Below are 14825 nucleotides of genomic sequence, written 5' to 3' on the forward strand. Positions count from 1 at the left end.
GTGCCGCGTTTGCCCAGTACTCCGTACCCGATAAAAGTAACGTTACGCTCGTTCGAAACGCAAACCTACTATTTGAGGTGGTACAGAGTACTAAGGCTGAGCGAAAAAAAGCCTCTATCCTTTTACCGGATAGAGGCTTTTTGCCGTATTTGCTTTCACGGAACGAATTCGCGGCGGATTAGCAATCGTAGTACAGGCTGTACTCGTGCGGATGAACGCGGATCGATACTTGCTTCGCTTCCGCACGCTTGAAGGCGATGTAGTTCGCGATGAAGTCTTCGGAGAAGACGCCGCCTTCAGTCAGGAACGCGCTGTCCGCTTCGAGCGAATCCAGTGCTTCTTCCAGGGAACCCGGAACGCTGCGGATTTGCGATTTCTCTTCTTCCGGCAGATCGTACAGGTTCTTGTCGGCAGGACCGTAGCCCAGCTCAACCGGATTGATTTTCTTCTTGATTCCGTCAAGGCCCGCCATCAGCATGGCCGAGAAAGCGAGATAAGGGTTAGCGGTGGAGTCCGGCGTACGGAACTCGATGCGACAGCCCTTAGGCGTCACGGCAGCAACCGGGATACGAACAGCCGCCGAGCGGTTACCCTTCGAGAATACCAAGTTAACCGGAGCTTCGTAGCCTGGAACCAGACGCTTGAACGAGTTCGTGCTCGGGTTCGTCAATGCGATCAATGCCGGAGCGTGGTACAGGATGCCGCCGATGTAGTTCAGCGCCATTTCGCTCAGGTTGGCGTAGCCGCCTTTTTCATAGAACAAAGGCTCGCCGTCTTTGAAGATCGATTGGTGAACGTGCATGCCGCTACCGTTGTCGCCGAAGAGCGGTTTAGGCATAAACGTAGCCGTTTTGCCGTATTGGCGAGCGGTGTTGTGCACGATATATTTGTATTTGAGCAGGTTGTCTGCCGTTTTCTTCAGTGTGTCGAAACGGAAGTTGATTTCCGCTTGGCCGGCCGTCGCCACTTCGTGGTGGTGGCGTTCGATCACGAGACCTGCTTCTTCGAGCAGACGGCACATTTCGCTGCGGATATCCTGTTGGCTGTCGACCGGAGCGACCGGCACGTAGCCGCCTTTGACGCCTACTTTGAAGCCCAGGTTGCCGCCTTCTTCTTGGCGGTTCGTATTCCATGCCGCTTCTTCGGAATCCACGGAGTACGAAGAACTGTTCATGCCGCTGTGGTAACGAACGTCGTCGAAGATGAAGAATTCGGATTCAGGCGCGAAGAACGCGTCGGAACCTACGCCGCTCGCCTGCATGAAAGCTTCGGCTTTCTCTGCGATGCCGCGCGGGTCACGGTCGTAATGTTCGCCGTCCGGCGTATAGATGTTGCACATAATGTTCAATGTTGGATGAGCAGTGAAAGCGTCAATGTATACCGATTCCGTATCCGGCATCATGACCATATCCGACTCTTCGATCCCGCGGAAGCCCGGAATCGACGATCCGTCGAAGGCTACGCCGTTCTCAAAAGTTTCTTCTTCAACTGCGCTTGCAGGGACCGAAATGTGATGAGTCTTGCCCGACAGATCCACGAAACGGAAATCAACCCACTCGATGTTGTTCTCCTGAATAAGCTTCAATACTTTTTCTACCGACATGTCACTTTCCTCCCAAATTTCCGAACATTGAACGGATATGCGTTATGAAACGTTCATGCTCTTTTTTCGCTGTCGTCATTATAAAACGGCACTATTTAGCAGTCAATACTCATGTCAGGTATTTTTTATGGCAATGTAAGTTATGCTCACACTTTGGCGAAACTTGAAGGTGCTTGAAACAAAAGCCCGACATCGACCGCAAATAGCGGTACGACGCGGGCTTTCTTTATTTAGCAAGCGCATGAAAACAGCATGCTTTTTGGTTTGCCAGCATTCAAAAATTAGACGATCGCCCAATTTTTAAAAGCAGCGGCTTCCGCCTTCGGCGTGGCGAAGCTTTTGCCGACGATCGGCGATAATTGTTCCAAATCGCGCATCAAACCCGCGAATTGGTCCGGGAACAACGATTGAACGCCGTCGCCCGTCATGGAATTGTCCGGATCGGTATGCATTTCGATAATCAGACCGTCCGCGCCTGCGGCAACGGAAGCTTTAGCCATAGGTTCGACCAGCTCGCGCCGTCCCGTACCGTGGCTCGGGTCGGAAATGACCGGAAGATGGCTTAGGCTTTGCAGGGCCGGAATCGCCGCCAGATCCAGCGTGTTGCGCGTGTAGGATTCGAACGTGCGGATACCGCGCTCGCACAACATGACGTCAGGGTTGCCGCCTGCCAGGATGTACTCGGCCGCGTTCAGCAGCTCGTCGTACGTTGCGCTGAAGCCGCGTTTGAGCAGGACCGGACGGCCGCAGGTACCCAATTTGCGCAGCAAGTCGAAATTCTGCATATTACGCGTACCGATCTGAAGAATGTCCGCGTACTCCGCACAGATATCGACATATTCCGGCGTCATGACTTCGGTGATCGTGAGCAAACCGTGCTTTTTGCCGGCTTCGGCCATCATGATCAGACCTTCCACGCCGACGCCCTGGAAGCTGTAAGGGCCTGTACGCGGCTTGAACGCGCCGCCGCGCAGCACCTGTCCGCCCGCTGCTTTAACCAAACGAGCGATTTCGTCGATTTGTTCCGGCGATTCTACCGCGCAAGGTCCGCCCATCACAACCAGCTCTCCGCCGCCGATCTTGACGTCGCCGATCTGGATCACCGTGTTCTCCGGGTGGAAGTCGCGGCTGGCCAGCTTGTACGACTTGGAAATCTTCACGACATCCTCGACGCCTTTCATCTGACGCAGATGCTCGGCTAATCTTGGCTCGGCTTTACCGATCAGTCCTACGACCGTACGATCCGCTCCTCTGGACAGGTGAACGGTCAGTCCTTCTTTTTCGATGACGCGAATAACTTCTTGCAGCTGCTCCTCGGGAGCTTGGTTCGATAAGATAGCGATCATAATGGTTTCGTCCTTTCGTTATGGGAATGGGAATCGGGTTCCCGATCAATAGAAATCCAACAAATTCTTTCGCACTTAAACGCTTTTATGCTTTTAGGCTTTTATTCGTTAAAGTAATCTTAGCAAAGAAAAGGCTCCCCGTCAACCCGAAGAGCACCAAATCCTTTTCTTGTTCGCAACGCCTCGAAGTTTGAATTGCCGCATGCGGCATTCAGGCTCTCCCTTTCGATTTTCGGCGCATGCTGTACACGCCGCCGATCGCCGCAAACAAAACAGCGGTGATCGGGAATATCGCCCAATTCACGTCCCAACGCTGATAAACGAAACCGCTGACGAAAAATACCACGAACGCGATCGGCCAAACGACCGCGGCAATACGGTTGATGACCCGGTTTTCTTCTTTCTTTTCCCGCGTATATTCGCCCAACTGAAGCAATCTTTGAAATCCGCCTTGAATGCCTCCGACATACGCGAACAAAGCAATCGCGCCCCCCAACAAAGCCAGCATGATCGCGGCCCCGTAAGGCAGTTGGCCTTCTCCCCTTATGCCCGCGATCAATAAAGCCACGGGAGACAGCGTACCCAGGCAAGCCGCAATGACGATCCCACGGGAATGGACGGGACGAAAAGCTTCCATATGCTGCTCCGTCTTCGATTTGGCACCCGGAGAAAGTTCGAAATCGCCTTCCAGCATTTTATACCGCTCTTTGCCGCTGCCGCTCGCGATAAACAAGCCGATCGCCGGAACCACGAAAACGAACAACGCGATCAGTGCAAGCAGATAGGCCTGGCCGCCGGACCAGCTGCCGAAAGCGCCGTGTTCGTTCAACGCCGCGACGACCATCGTGGCGGCGACGCCGAACAAAATCGACAGCCAACCGATCGCTTGCAGGCGCGAGGAGCGGCGAACGATCTGTTCGTATTGCAGCGCTTGTTGTTCGGAGATGCTGATTTCTTCCCCGGTTTCGGCAGCCGGCAAAATCCCGAGCTCGTGCATCAACTCATCGATGCTGCCGAATTCCGAAATCACGATCCCGATCGCTTCATGTTCGCTTTTGCCATCCTGCTTCAATTCTTCGTACTTGTCCTCCATCGTATCGAGCATCTCCCGTTTCAAGTTCAGTACTTGAGCGGTACGCGGCCATGGGGCAAACAAGCTGTCCAGATAAGCATGCAGTACGTCCATCGTCTTCACGTCTCCTTTATGAATTTATTGACGACTTCTTGAGTGACCTGCCATTCGCTGCATTTCTCCCGATAGTAGGCCAGCCCTTCTTCGGTAATCCGATAATAGGTGCGCCGCTTCCCGCTCTCCCCGTCCTTATGGAAAGAAGCGATATAGCCGTTCTTTTCCAATCGCGTAAAAGCGGAATAAAGCGTCGTTTCCTTCATCACGTATTTTTCTTCCGACAGTCTGCGGATATTTTTCGAGATTTCGTAGCCGTACGATTCTCCGCCGAGCAGCATGTACAGAATCATCGTATCGTTATAACCTCGGATGACGTCGCTGCTAATCAAGGGCCTCCCCCTTTTCTTTTACTATGTCTGTCGTACTTCATCTGTCGTAGTAATTTTGCATCTTCAATGTATCATGGTTACTACGACAGGTAAAGTAGTTTTGCATAAAAAGAAAATGCGAAGAACCGCCTCTTGGCAGCCCTCCGCATTGGGATGATTGAACCTATTATTCCACTTTCGCTTATCGGACGCTTTTACTGAATATCCTTATCGTACTGCAAATACACGACCTGCGTTTGCAGATACTCGTTCAGGCCGTGCTTGCCGTCCGCGCCGCCGATGCCCGACTTGCGCCAGCCCGCATGGAAGCCCTGCATCGCCTCGAAGTTCTCGCGGTTGATGTAGGTTTCCCCGTATTTCAGACGCTTCACGACTTTCATCGCCACATTGAGGTTTTGCGTGTACAGCGACGAGGTCAGGCCGAATTCGCTGTCGTTGGCAAGATCGATCGCTTCGTCCAACGTTTTGAACGAGACGATCGGAATGACCGGACCGAAAATTTCTTCCTGAATGATCTCCATCTCGTTGCTTGCGTCCGCAATGACCGTCGGCTCGTAGAAGCTGCCCGTACCCTCGACCTTTTTGCCGCCCAAAAGAACTTTCGCCCCTTGCTCGACCGCGCGGTCTACCTTCGCTTGTACCGAGTCCTGCGCATCCTTGTTGATCAGCGGGCCCATGTGAATTCCCGAATCTTTCAACGGATCGCCGTATTTCACGGCTTTCATCGCTTCGACGAGACGGTTCGTGAATTCTTCCTTAATGTCTTCATGCACGTAAACGCGCTCGGCGCAGTTGCACACCTGACCCGTATTGATTACGCGCGAATCGACGACGGATTTCACCGCGATATCGAGGTCGGCGTCTTTGTGCACGATCGCAGGAGCTTTACCGCCCAATTCCAGACTGACTTTGATGATATTTTCGGCCGCGGCCTCCATTACCTTCTGTCCGGCAGGCACGCTGCCCGTCAAGCTGACCATTCCGACTTTCGGATTGCTGGCCAGCTCGTTGCCCACTTCGCCGCCGCGTCCGGTAACCAGGTTGAACACGCCTTTCGGCAGGCCCGCCTCATCGACGATTTTGGTAAACGCGATGGCGTTGTTCGGAGACTCGGCGCTCGGCTTCACGACAATCGTATTGCCCGTGATCAGAGCCGGAGCCATTTTGCGGGCGATCAGGAAGAACGGGAAGTTCCAAGGCAGAATGCCCGTGGTGACGCCGATCGCTCTTTTGAACACAAAAATATTCTCGTTGTCGCGGTCGCTCTGGACGATCTCGCCTTCGTAACGCCGCGCCCACTCTGCCATGTAATCCATATAATCCGCCGTGAAATGGACTTCCACCGTCGACAGTTCCAGCGTTTTGCCCACTTCTTCGGAGATCAAACGGGCAATCTCGTCCGCCTGCTTGCGAATACCGTCGGCGATTTTATGTAGATAAATGCCCCGCTCCACCGCCGGTGTTTCTTCCCAGGCGCTTTGCGCCGCTTCCGCCGCGTCGATCGCCCGGGCCACGTCCGCCTTCGTCGCTTTCGGAACCTGAGAAACCGTTTCGTCCGTCGACGGATTGGTCACATCCATCCATTCTCCGTTTTCCGCATCGGTAAATTGCCCGTTAATGTACATCTGATGTTTTTGCACCGAACCTGCCTCCTCAGAAATGGGTTAAAGTCTGTTTCTTCTATTGTATTGTAAACGTTATCAATTTTTATTGTCAACATTTTAGTTCTTTTTATCTGTGGTTTTGTGATGTTTTTTATTTTATTTTTCTGCTTTTATGGTTTTCAATGGAACAATCGCGGAGTACAATAAAGGAGAAACGGAGGGATCGCGAATGAAAGTCAGCATTTTCTCGACCTGCCTGGTTGACCTTATGTTTCCCGGCGTCGGCAAAGCGATGGTCGAAGTTCTGGAACGTCTCGGCTGCGAAACTGATTTTCCCGCTTCTCAAGTGTGCTGCGGGCAGCCGACTTACAATAGCGGTTATTTGGAAGAATCCAAGCAAGCCATGATCAATATGATGAACGCTTTTGAACATTCCGATTACGTCGTCGGTCCGTCCGGCTCTTGCGTCGCCATGTTCCATGAGTATCCGCATATTTTCAAGGGTGATCCGAACTGGGAAATGAAAGCGATTGCTTTAAAAGAAAAGTCATTCGAATTTACCCAATTCATCGTGCGGGTACTCGGCATTACCGATGTCGGCGCACGTCTTGAAGGCAGCGCGACGTATCATCGTTCCTGCCATATGACGCGTTTGCTCGGCGAAGCCGAGACTCCTTTTATGCTGCTCGAAAAAGTGGACGGTCTTCAGCTTGAACCGTTGAAGAATGCCGACAACTGCTGCGGCTTCGGCGGAACCTTTTCCGTCAAAATGCCTGAGATTTCCGAACAGATGGTGGATGAAAAAAGCGCCTGCGTCGCGGACACGGGAGCGGAGTATTTGATCAGCGCGGACATGGGCTGCCTGATGAATATCGGAGGTCGGATGTCTCGAACCGGCAAAGAGATCCAAGTTATGCATATCGCAGAAGTGCTGAATCGCATTCCGGCCGAACCGGAACGTCGCGGTACAGTGGAAGGAGGAGCTTTCGCATGAGTTTAAAAACGGACGATCGGAAATTCGATGCGCGCACGGCGGCCGGAATCGGAGACGCGTTTATGCGCGGAGCGGTCGGTTCGGCGCAGGACAGTCTGAAGACGCGGCGGTTGACCGCGGCGACGGCGCTCGGGGATTGGGAGCAATGGCGCGAGCTGGGCCAGCAGATCCGGCAGCATACGCTGGAGAACCTGGACTATTATCTGGGGCAAATGGCGGATAACGTGGAGCGGCGCGGCGGACATGTCTTTTTCGCGCGGACCAAAGAAGAAGCGAGTGCGTATATCCGCGATGTCGTTCAAAGCAAAAACGCGCGCAAAGTAGTCAAATCGAAATCGATGGTCACGGAAGAAATCGAAATGAACCACGTGCTGATGGAAGCGGGTTGCGAAGTCATCGAAAGCGACCTCGGCGAGTACATTTTACAAGAAGACGATTGGGACCCGCCTTCGCATATCGTCGCTCCCGCCCTGCATAAAAACCGTAAACAGATCCGCGACGTGTTCGCCTCCAAGCTGAGTTATGCCGGAGACGAGACGCCGGAGCATCTGGCCCGGTTCGCGCGGGACATCTTGCGGGAAAAGTTTCTCGAAGCGGAAATCGGCATCACGGGCTGCAATTTCGCGGTGGCCAATCTGGGCGCGATCAATCTGGTCACGAACGAAGGCAACGGCGATCTGACTGCCGCACTGCCCAAAACGCATATCGCGGTGATGGGCATGGAACGGATCGTGCCGACGCTGGAAGAGATGGAAGTGCTGGATAATTTGCTTTGCCGAAGCGCGGTCGGGCAGAAATTGACGAGCTATATCACGGTGATGGGTCCGCGCGAACCCGGCGAAGTCGACGGTCCCGAGGAATTTCACTTGGTGATCGTCGACAACGGCAGATCCGAGATTTTGGCCAGTGAATTTCACGAAGCGCTGCAATGTATCCGCTGCGGCGCTTGCCTGAACGTATGTCCGGTCTATCGACATATCGGCGGACATGCCTACGGTTCGATCTATCCCGGTCCGATCGGCGCGGTCATTACCCCGCTATTGGGCGGCTATGACGACTACAAAGAACTTCCGTATGCCTCCAGCTTATGCGGCGCTTGTACGGATGTATGCCCGGTCAAAATTCCGCTGCATGAGCAGCTTGTCATGCATAGGCAGAACATTGTCTCCCAAGGGCGGACAGGCGTCGCGGATCGGGTACAAATGAAAGCGGCGAGCAAACTCCTTTCTTCGCCAGGCATGTTCCGCAGTACGCTGCGCGTCGCCTATTCGATGACCCGCCTGCTCAGCCGACACGGTCGTATCGTACGCGGTCCGGGTCCGATCGAAGGCTGGATCGGAATACGCGATATGCCGCAGCCGGTCAAAAAGCAAGACGGCTTCCGTTCATGGTACGAGAATCGCGAGCGCGTCGAACGCGCAGACGCGTTCGATGCGCCTTTGAAGGATATTCGCAAAAACGGTCTTTCCGCAAAAAGTGACGCAAACGCTGCCGTTTTGCCGAAAGCCGAGCCTGGACGCGATAGTTCGGTAGAAGAAGCGGCTGCGCCGATCGGAAAAGAAGGGAGATAACCATGAGCCGGACCGAAAGCAAAAATAGAACCGCCGATATGTCTAACCGTAACCCTTTTTTGAATCGGGTTGCCGAAAGTCTCGGACGTCCCCGCCGGACGGACGATGTAACGAGACCCGATTGGAAGCATACCGTCCATCTGGATACGTTGGCCGATTCCACGCCGGAGCAGCTCGTCGAGGTGTTGAAGGAACAATGCTTTTTCATTCATACGCAGGTGATCGAATCGACTCCACAGCTGCTGCAGGCCACGCTCGACGACTTGATCGACAGCTATGGCGGAGGTTCCGTCATTCGCTCGGGCGATCCGAGATTTTCGCAATACGATTTATCTTTCCACAATGATTTTGCCTGGTCGGCAGACGCCGCACGCGAGGAAAATATCCGTCGGGCGGAAGCCGCCAATGTCGCGATCGTCTTCGCCGACTATGCGCTTGCCGAATCCGGAACCGTCGTGCTGGAAAGTCGACCCGATCAGGGACGCGCGCTGCATTTTCTCCCGGCCCACTACATTGCGGTGATCGAACGTGATCGGATCGTGCCGCGTTCCACCCAAGCGATGGCCGAACTGAACCGTCGATACGAGAAAGGCGAAACGCTCGGTTCCTGCCTCAATCTGATCTCTGGTCCTTCCAACTCGGCGGATATCGAGATGCAGCTTGTAGTAGGCGTACACGGGCCGCTGAAGGCGACGTATGTATTGATTTGAATAGTAATCAGCGAAGGAATATCCTGTGAACCCTTCCTTCGAAAATGAATACCCAATAAAAAAGAGTGTACCCGGTTGAGTCGGCTCGCGACTGTCGGGACACTCTTTTTTACTTTTATTCCGCTTGTGCTTGGACTTTCTTTTTCTCGCGCACCGGCGGCAAAAGCTTTTTCATGTCCACCGTGCGTTTGATTTCCCACGTCGACGGATCGCTTTCTTCGAACTGCTCCAGATACGTAATGACTTCCTTCGTAATCGGCGTCGGCGTCGATGCCCCCGCCGTCACTGCCACTTTGGAAATGCCCATCAGCCACTCTTGCTTGATTTCGCTCACGTCCGAAACTCGGTAAGCGGTCGTGCCCGCGATTTCTTCCGACACCTGCGCCAGACGGTTGGAGTTGTTGCTGCGCGGGTCGCCGACCACGATCACCAGATCGGCTTGGCCGGCCTGCTCGGCAACGGCTTCCTGACGCACCTGCGTCGCCAAACAAATCTCGTTATGGACTTCGGCGCCCGGATAACGTTCCAGCAGCATTTTCATGATATTTTTGATATCCCACTGGCTCATCGTCGTCTGATTGGTGATGATGATCTTGCCCGGCGGAACGTTAAGCAGCTCGATTTCTTCTTCTTTTTCGATCAAATGCACCTTGTCCGGAGCGATACCGATCGCCCCTTCCGGCTCGGGGTGGTTCTTTTTGCCGATGTAAATGATCTCATAGCCTTCGCCCGCCTTCTCGCGGATCAAGTCGTGCGTCTTGGTCACGTCCGGACATGTCGCATCGACCGTGGTCAAACCGCGATCCCGGGCACGCTTGCGTACTTCGGGCGACACGCCGTGCGCGGTGAAAATAACCGTTCCTTTCTCCACCTGCTCCAGAATCTCCAGTCGGTTAGGTCCGTCAAGGGTAACGATTCCTTCGTCCTCGAACGATTGGGTGACATGCGCGTTATGCACGATCATCCCAAGTATATAAATAGGCCGCGGCAGATCGAGGTTTTTGGCCGCTTGTCTGGCGAGCACCATCGCGTCGACTACTCCGTAACAGTAACCGCGGGGCGCGATACGTAGAACTTCCATCTATTAGCACCTGCTTTCGGATTCATGGCTTAAGCGCGAACGATCACGCATACCCCGATTATAACGTATTCGGAAGGCCGAAGAAAGGCGACCCCGCCCACGGCACGTTATCCGCGGGCAAGATCGCCTGTTTTTGTGGGATTATTTAGCGTTACGCCGCGATTTTGCGTCTTCGGATTCCGAATCGTTCTTGTCGATCTCGTCAGGTTCGACATCGATCACTTCATCTTCGGAAGATGCTTCAGCGGCAGACGCAGCTTGGATTTCCGGGAATAACGCCGGAAGCCAGATAATGAACGTGGTTCCTTCCCCTTTGACCGTCACGACTTCGACAGACCCTTGGTGCTCGTCGATAATCCATTTCGCGATCGAGAGTCCCAATCCGGTTCCCGGCGTCTTGCCGCGCGATTCGTCCGCCCGATAGAAACGCTCGAAGATATGCGGAACTTCGTCCTTGTCCATCCCGATTCCGCTATCCTTCACGCGAATCCCGACCTGTTGACGGTAAACGACGATATCGAACGATACCTGGCCTTCCATCGTGTACTTAAAAGCATTTTCGATAAAGATAAACAGCATCTGCTGCAAATAATCTTTGTTGCCGACTACGGCAATGCCGTCGAGCGCGCTCAAATCGCCCGGTACCCATTCCGCCCGATGAGGCAGGAATTGAGCGCGACGCACGACATCTTCGACTAAGGGGCCGAGCTTCAGCAGTTCTTTTTGCATCGTCTGACCCGCGTCCGCCCGAGCCAGCGAAAGCATGTCTCCGATCAGGCGGCTCATCCGCTCGGATTCATCCGCAATATCGCCGATCGCTTCGACCGACATCTGCTTCAGATCCTCTTCGCTAAGACCGGAAGGCGCACTCTGCATCGTCCAGATCTTTTTCAACAAATCGGTATTGCCTCGAATGGTCGTCAGCGGCGTACGCAGTTCATGGGAAGCATCCGACACGAAGCGCCGCTGCGTCCGGTATGATTCCTCCAGGTCTTTATAAAAGTGCTCGGTACGCCCCAGCATCCGATTGACCGTGCTGATTAACTGTCCGACCTCGTCCTGCGGCCCCGTATAGTCGATGCGCACGCTGAGATCGCTGCTTGTCTGAACGGCATTTGCCGCCTCGATCACTTTGCCGATCGGCGCCATCGATTTACGGGCCAGGAACAGACCCAGCGTAAAAGCAAAAATCAATGTGGAGAGCGAACCCAGCACAAGGATAAACCTCAAATCGGACAGCATATTCTCCGCTTCCTCCATGCTGGCTGCGATCTGGAGCAGAACGGGAGAACCTGTCGCTTTGGTTTGCAGAACTTGCTGATACATCAGAAACGGCCTTCCGTCTTTATGAATACGGCTAAATTCCGAAGTAACCAGATTAAGCTCCGGAATATCAAATTTGAAAGTATTGCTCACAAAAGCCATATTGGTCGATTGCTTCAAGGTACCCGTATCGTAATAGTACATCTGCACGTAAAGTCGACTATCGATCGTTTTCAACAAATTTTCGATATTGATGTCGGAAGTCACCATGCCGTTTTGTTCCACGATACTTTGCCGAATCTGCTCCCGAATACGGCTTTGCCAGGTATCATACGTACTCAAGTAGGTATTGTAATACACGAATGCATAAATGATCGCGCTGAACATCAGCAGCGTCAGTGCGAGGATACCCGAATACCAAGCGGTCAGGCGTAAACGAATGGACATAACAGAGGGCTGCCCCCTTTTAGGAATCGCTTCTTAAGATGTAACCTGCACCGCGGATGGTCTGGATCAGGCGCTTGTGCTCGGCGCCTTCCGTTTTTTGCCGCAACATGGCGACGTAGACTTCCAATACATTGGATTCGCCGCTGTAATCGTAACCCCAAATTTTATCCATGATCAGGTCGCGGGACAGTACGCGTCTCGGATTGAGCATGAACAAATGCAGCAGCTCGAATTCTTTGGCCGTCAATTCGATTCGTTTGTCTCCCCGGGTAACTTCGCGCGAATCGACGTTCATGACCAAATCCTCGAACGTCAGGCGTTCTCCGTCGTCTTCGCGAACGTTGTCCGTTTTGCGCCGAAGCAAAGCGCGTACCCGCGCCAGCAATTCTTCCAGAGCAAACGGTTTGACCAAATAATCGTCCGCGCCCAGGTCAAGACCTTTCACGCGGTTTTCCAGCTCGTCTTTGGCCGTCAGCATCAGTACCGGAACGGCACTGCCCGCCTCGCGCAATCGGCGCACGACTTCGAACCCGTCCACCTCCGGCATCATCACGTCAAGCACCAATAGATCCGGATCGGTCGTTCGCATCAGCTTCAGCCCTTCCGCCCCGTTCGGCGCGGTGTGAACCTCGTAACCTTCGAAAGCCAATCCTCTTCTCAGCATGGAAATGATTTTCTCGTCGTCATCGACAACCAGTATATTCGATCGCATCTTGTCCTTCGTTCCCCTCTACGTTCTTTTTTATTATTGTAGCACCCAAGCAGCAAAAACGGGAGGGTTGCCCCTCCCGCACTCCGCCAAGCTTATGACCTTTCGCTATTGAGACAAATTATTGGCCGCCGAACGGGTTGGCGAATCCATTTTCATTCTGGCTATTGTTGTTTTGGCTGTTATTGTTTTGCTGAGCCGCATTGGACTTCTCGTATTCGTTGCGGTCGCCGATCGTTACTTTCACGTCGACCTTTTGATTATTGCGCACGACGTTCAATGTAGCGGAGTCTCCCACTTTCAGTGCCTGGATCGCCGTAATCAGATCCTGGCTGGTCGCATACGGAGTTCCGTTGACGCCCGTGATGATGTCGTAGCTGCGCAGGTCGGCTTTATAAGCCGGCGAACCGTAGAGTACTTCGCTGACGAGCGAACCTTCAGTCGTATCCACGCCCATTTGCTGCGCGATGCTTTCGGACATGGTCGTCAAGCTGGCGCCGATGAACGGAACCGCTTCTTTCGGAATTTCTTCGTTGTTTTTCAATTGTTCGACGACGCCTTTAATCGTGTTCGAAGAGATTGCGAAGCCGATCCCTTGCGCTTCCGTGCTTACCGCCGTGTTCATGCCGATGACTTCGCCGTTCAGGTTAAGCAGCGGGCCGCCGGAGTTGCCCGGGTTAATCGAAGCATCCGTTTGCAGCAGGTGTTTGTATTCCGTCGTTGCGCCCGTCGTTTCGTCGGCGATCGAAATTTCGCGTTCTTTCGCGCTGAGCACGCCCGCTGTCACGGTGTGTTCGAAACCTTCCGGGTTACCGATCGCGACGACCCAGTTGCCGATCGCGGTCGCATCGGAGTCGCCCAGCGAGATCGCCGGGAAGTCGCTTCCGTCCGTGCTTTCGATCTTCAGAACGGCCAGGTCAAGATCGGCGCTATGACCGAGCAGTTTCGCTTCGTAAGGCTTGGTCGTACCGTCCAGCGTAACCTGGATGACGTCTCCGCCTTCAACCACGTGGTTATTCGTCAAGATATAGCCTGCTTTATCGAAAATGAAGCCTGTTCCCAGACCGAGCGGAGTCAATTGACCCGAAGTGGACGAGTCGGAACTGCCGTTGCTGCCGTTTCCGTTATTGCCGTTGTTGCTGTTGCCTTGGGAATCGCCATAGAAGTAGCGGAAGAACGGGTCGTTGTAATTGCCTTGCGTGCTCGACGAGCCGCCTTTGGACAGCGTCTCGATCTTGACGACCGACGGGCTGGCTTGATTCACGACGTCCGAGATATCTTTGGACGAAGCGATCGTATACGCCGCCGTAGACACGCCGCTGGAATTTGTCGCCGCTGCGGTGGTCGTGGTCGAGGCTTGAGTCGCCGCTGCCTCATCGCCGCCGAACCAGCCTGCATGTCCTGCCGTGAAGACCGATCCCGTAATGACGATTGCGCCAAGCGCGCCTGCCGCAAACGAAGTCACCATATTTTTGAACGAAGATTTCGGCTTTTGGTTATAATTCCAGTTCCCGTTCGGGGACGAACCGTTCGATCCGGTCGGCGCGCCGTAAGAGTCATAGTTGCGAACCGGACTCGGCGGCGTCACTTCGACGTCCTGCACTTTTTTTGCCGATTCCGGATCGGAAGAACCGACCGATTGGAACGGACCGTAAGAGTAATAGTAGGAAGAGCCGTCCGGGTTGGTACCCGATTGCTCGGAGGAGCCGGCATTCGATTGATTGCCGCGGTCATCGTTGTTCGCACCGTTGCTGCCTGCTGCGTTGTTGTCTTCGAAAGAGTTTCCGTATTTCTTTTCGTCCATGTCTATTTCCTCCTCGCGTTCGGGCTATGCCGAATAACGTAATTTGGTTGGGGCGTTTCGTGAAATCTCGGGTAGATCCGGCGTCGCCTTGTTTGTTCGTCGTTTGCTTCTGTAGTTATTTTCGCCCAAGAACCTTAATTGAACATTAAAAGAGGTATAAAGATAGATAAGAAAA

Annotated in this window: 11 protein-coding genes and 1 pseudogene; 3 read left to right on the forward strand and 9 right to left on the reverse strand. The window is 53.7% G+C overall.

The window, feature by feature from the left end; translation table 11 throughout:
* Window positions 1–178: 178 nt before the first annotated feature.
* From glnA to aldA, 5 genes are all read right to left on the reverse strand, one after another.
* The gene (gene glnA, locus SACSAC_RS02470) at window positions 179–1603 is read right to left on the reverse strand and encodes a type I glutamate--ammonia ligase (protein WP_037283105.1); all 1425 of its coding nucleotides are present in this window, start codon (window positions 1601–1603) and stop codon (window positions 179–181) included.
* A 281-nt stretch (window positions 1604–1884) separates the two neighbouring features.
* Window positions 1885–2949, reverse strand: coding sequence for a 3-deoxy-7-phosphoheptulonate synthase (gene aroF / locus SACSAC_RS02475; protein WP_037283107.1), 1065 nt, complete (start codon window positions 2947–2949; stop codon window positions 1885–1887).
* Window positions 2950–3160: 211 nt separating this feature from the next.
* Window positions 3161–4135: a permease prefix domain 1-containing protein gene (locus SACSAC_RS02480; protein WP_037283110.1), complete on the reverse strand. Its 975-nt coding sequence runs from the start codon at window positions 4133–4135 to the stop codon at window positions 3161–3163.
* 5 nt (window positions 4136–4140) lie between these two features.
* Complete coding sequence (locus SACSAC_RS02485; RefSeq protein ID WP_037283113.1) at window positions 4141–4467, reverse strand: PadR family transcriptional regulator; 327 nt, start codon at window positions 4465–4467, stop codon at window positions 4141–4143.
* A gap of 194 nt (window positions 4468–4661) precedes the next feature.
* Window positions 4662–6107: an aldehyde dehydrogenase gene (gene aldA / locus SACSAC_RS02490; RefSeq protein WP_281175745.1), complete on the reverse strand. Its 1446-nt coding sequence runs from the start codon at window positions 6105–6107 to the stop codon at window positions 4662–4664.
* A gap of 193 nt (window positions 6108–6300) precedes the next feature.
* Between aldA and SACSAC_RS02495 the strand changes: the two genes are divergently transcribed.
* The 3 genes and pseudogenes from SACSAC_RS02495 (at window position 6301) to SACSAC_RS02505 (ending at window position 9346) form a co-directional block, all read left to right on the forward strand.
* Window positions 6301–7065 carry a (Fe-S)-binding protein gene (locus tag SACSAC_RS02495; RefSeq protein ID WP_051506809.1) on the forward strand — a complete coding sequence of 255 codons (765 nt, stop codon included), beginning with the start codon at window positions 6301–6303 and terminating at the stop codon, window positions 7063–7065.
* A pseudogene (locus tag SACSAC_RS02500) lies at window positions 7062–8474 on the forward strand (LutB/LldF family L-lactate oxidation iron-sulfur protein); the annotation flags it as partial. The gene SACSAC_RS02495 and the pseudogene SACSAC_RS02500, both read left to right, overlap by 4 nt.
* Window positions 8475–8638: 164 nt before the next feature.
* Window positions 8639–9346, forward strand: coding sequence for a LutC/YkgG family protein (locus SACSAC_RS02505; RefSeq protein WP_245608566.1), 708 nt, complete (start codon window positions 8639–8641; stop codon window positions 9344–9346).
* Window positions 9347–9461: 115 nt separating this feature from the next.
* Here the strand turns inward: SACSAC_RS02505 and SACSAC_RS02510 are convergent, their stop codons facing one another.
* The 4 genes from SACSAC_RS02510 to SACSAC_RS02525 all read right to left on the reverse strand — a co-directional run bounded on the left by SACSAC_RS02510 (window position 9462) and on the right by SACSAC_RS02525 (window position 14650).
* Window positions 9462–10427: a 4-hydroxy-3-methylbut-2-enyl diphosphate reductase gene (locus SACSAC_RS02510; RefSeq protein ID WP_037283116.1), complete on the reverse strand. Its 966-nt coding sequence runs from the start codon at window positions 10425–10427 to the stop codon at window positions 9462–9464.
* Window positions 10428–10568: 141 nt separating this feature from the next.
* Window positions 10569–12137, reverse strand: a complete 1569-nt coding sequence (locus tag SACSAC_RS02515) for a sensor histidine kinase (protein ID WP_051506810.1) — start codon at window positions 12135–12137, stop codon at window positions 10569–10571.
* 19 nt (window positions 12138–12156) lie between these two features.
* Window positions 12157–12849 carry a response regulator transcription factor gene (locus SACSAC_RS02520; RefSeq protein ID WP_037283118.1) on the reverse strand — a complete coding sequence of 231 codons (693 nt, stop codon included), beginning with the start codon at window positions 12847–12849 and terminating at the stop codon, window positions 12157–12159.
* 118 nt (window positions 12850–12967) lie between these two features.
* On the reverse strand, window positions 12968–14650 hold the full coding sequence (locus tag SACSAC_RS02525) for a S1C family serine protease (protein WP_037283120.1): 1683 nt from the start codon (window positions 14648–14650) through the stop codon (window positions 12968–12970).
* Between the last annotated feature and the right edge of the window lie 175 nt (window positions 14651–14825).

Source organism: Saccharibacillus sacchari DSM 19268 (genome assembly GCF_000585395.1).
Lineage (GTDB): Bacteria > Bacillota > Bacilli > Paenibacillales > Paenibacillaceae > Saccharibacillus > Saccharibacillus sacchari.

Coding starts and splice junctions, on each gene's coding strand:
- glnA (WP_037283105.1), bottom strand. CDS start 1,603: ATGTCGGTAGAAAAAGTATTGAAGCTTATTCAGGAGAACAACATCGAG.
- aroF (WP_037283107.1), bottom strand. CDS start 2,949: ATGATCGCTATCTTATCGAACCAAGCTCCCGAGGAGCAGCTGCAAGAA.
- SACSAC_RS02480 (WP_037283110.1), bottom strand. CDS start 4,135: ATGGACGTACTGCATGCTTATCTGGACAGCTTGTTTGCCCCATGGCCG.
- SACSAC_RS02495 (WP_051506809.1), top strand. CDS start 6,301: ATGAAAGTCAGCATTTTCTCGACCTGCCTGGTTGACCTTATGTTTCCC.
- SACSAC_RS02505 (WP_245608566.1), top strand. CDS start 8,639: ATGAGCCGGACCGAAAGCAAAAATAGAACCGCCGATATGTCTAACCGT.
- SACSAC_RS02510 (WP_037283116.1), bottom strand. CDS start 10,427: ATGGAAGTTCTACGTATCGCGCCCCGCGGTTACTGTTACGGAGTAGTC.
- SACSAC_RS02515 (WP_051506810.1), bottom strand. CDS start 12,137: ATGTCCATTCGTTTACGCCTGACCGCTTGGTATTCGGGTATCCTCGCA.
- SACSAC_RS02520 (WP_037283118.1), bottom strand. CDS start 12,849: ATGCGATCGAATATACTGGTTGTCGATGACGACGAGAAAATCATTTCC.
- SACSAC_RS02525 (WP_037283120.1), bottom strand. CDS start 14,650: ATGGACGAAAAGAAATACGGAAACTCTTTCGAAGACAACAACGCAGCA.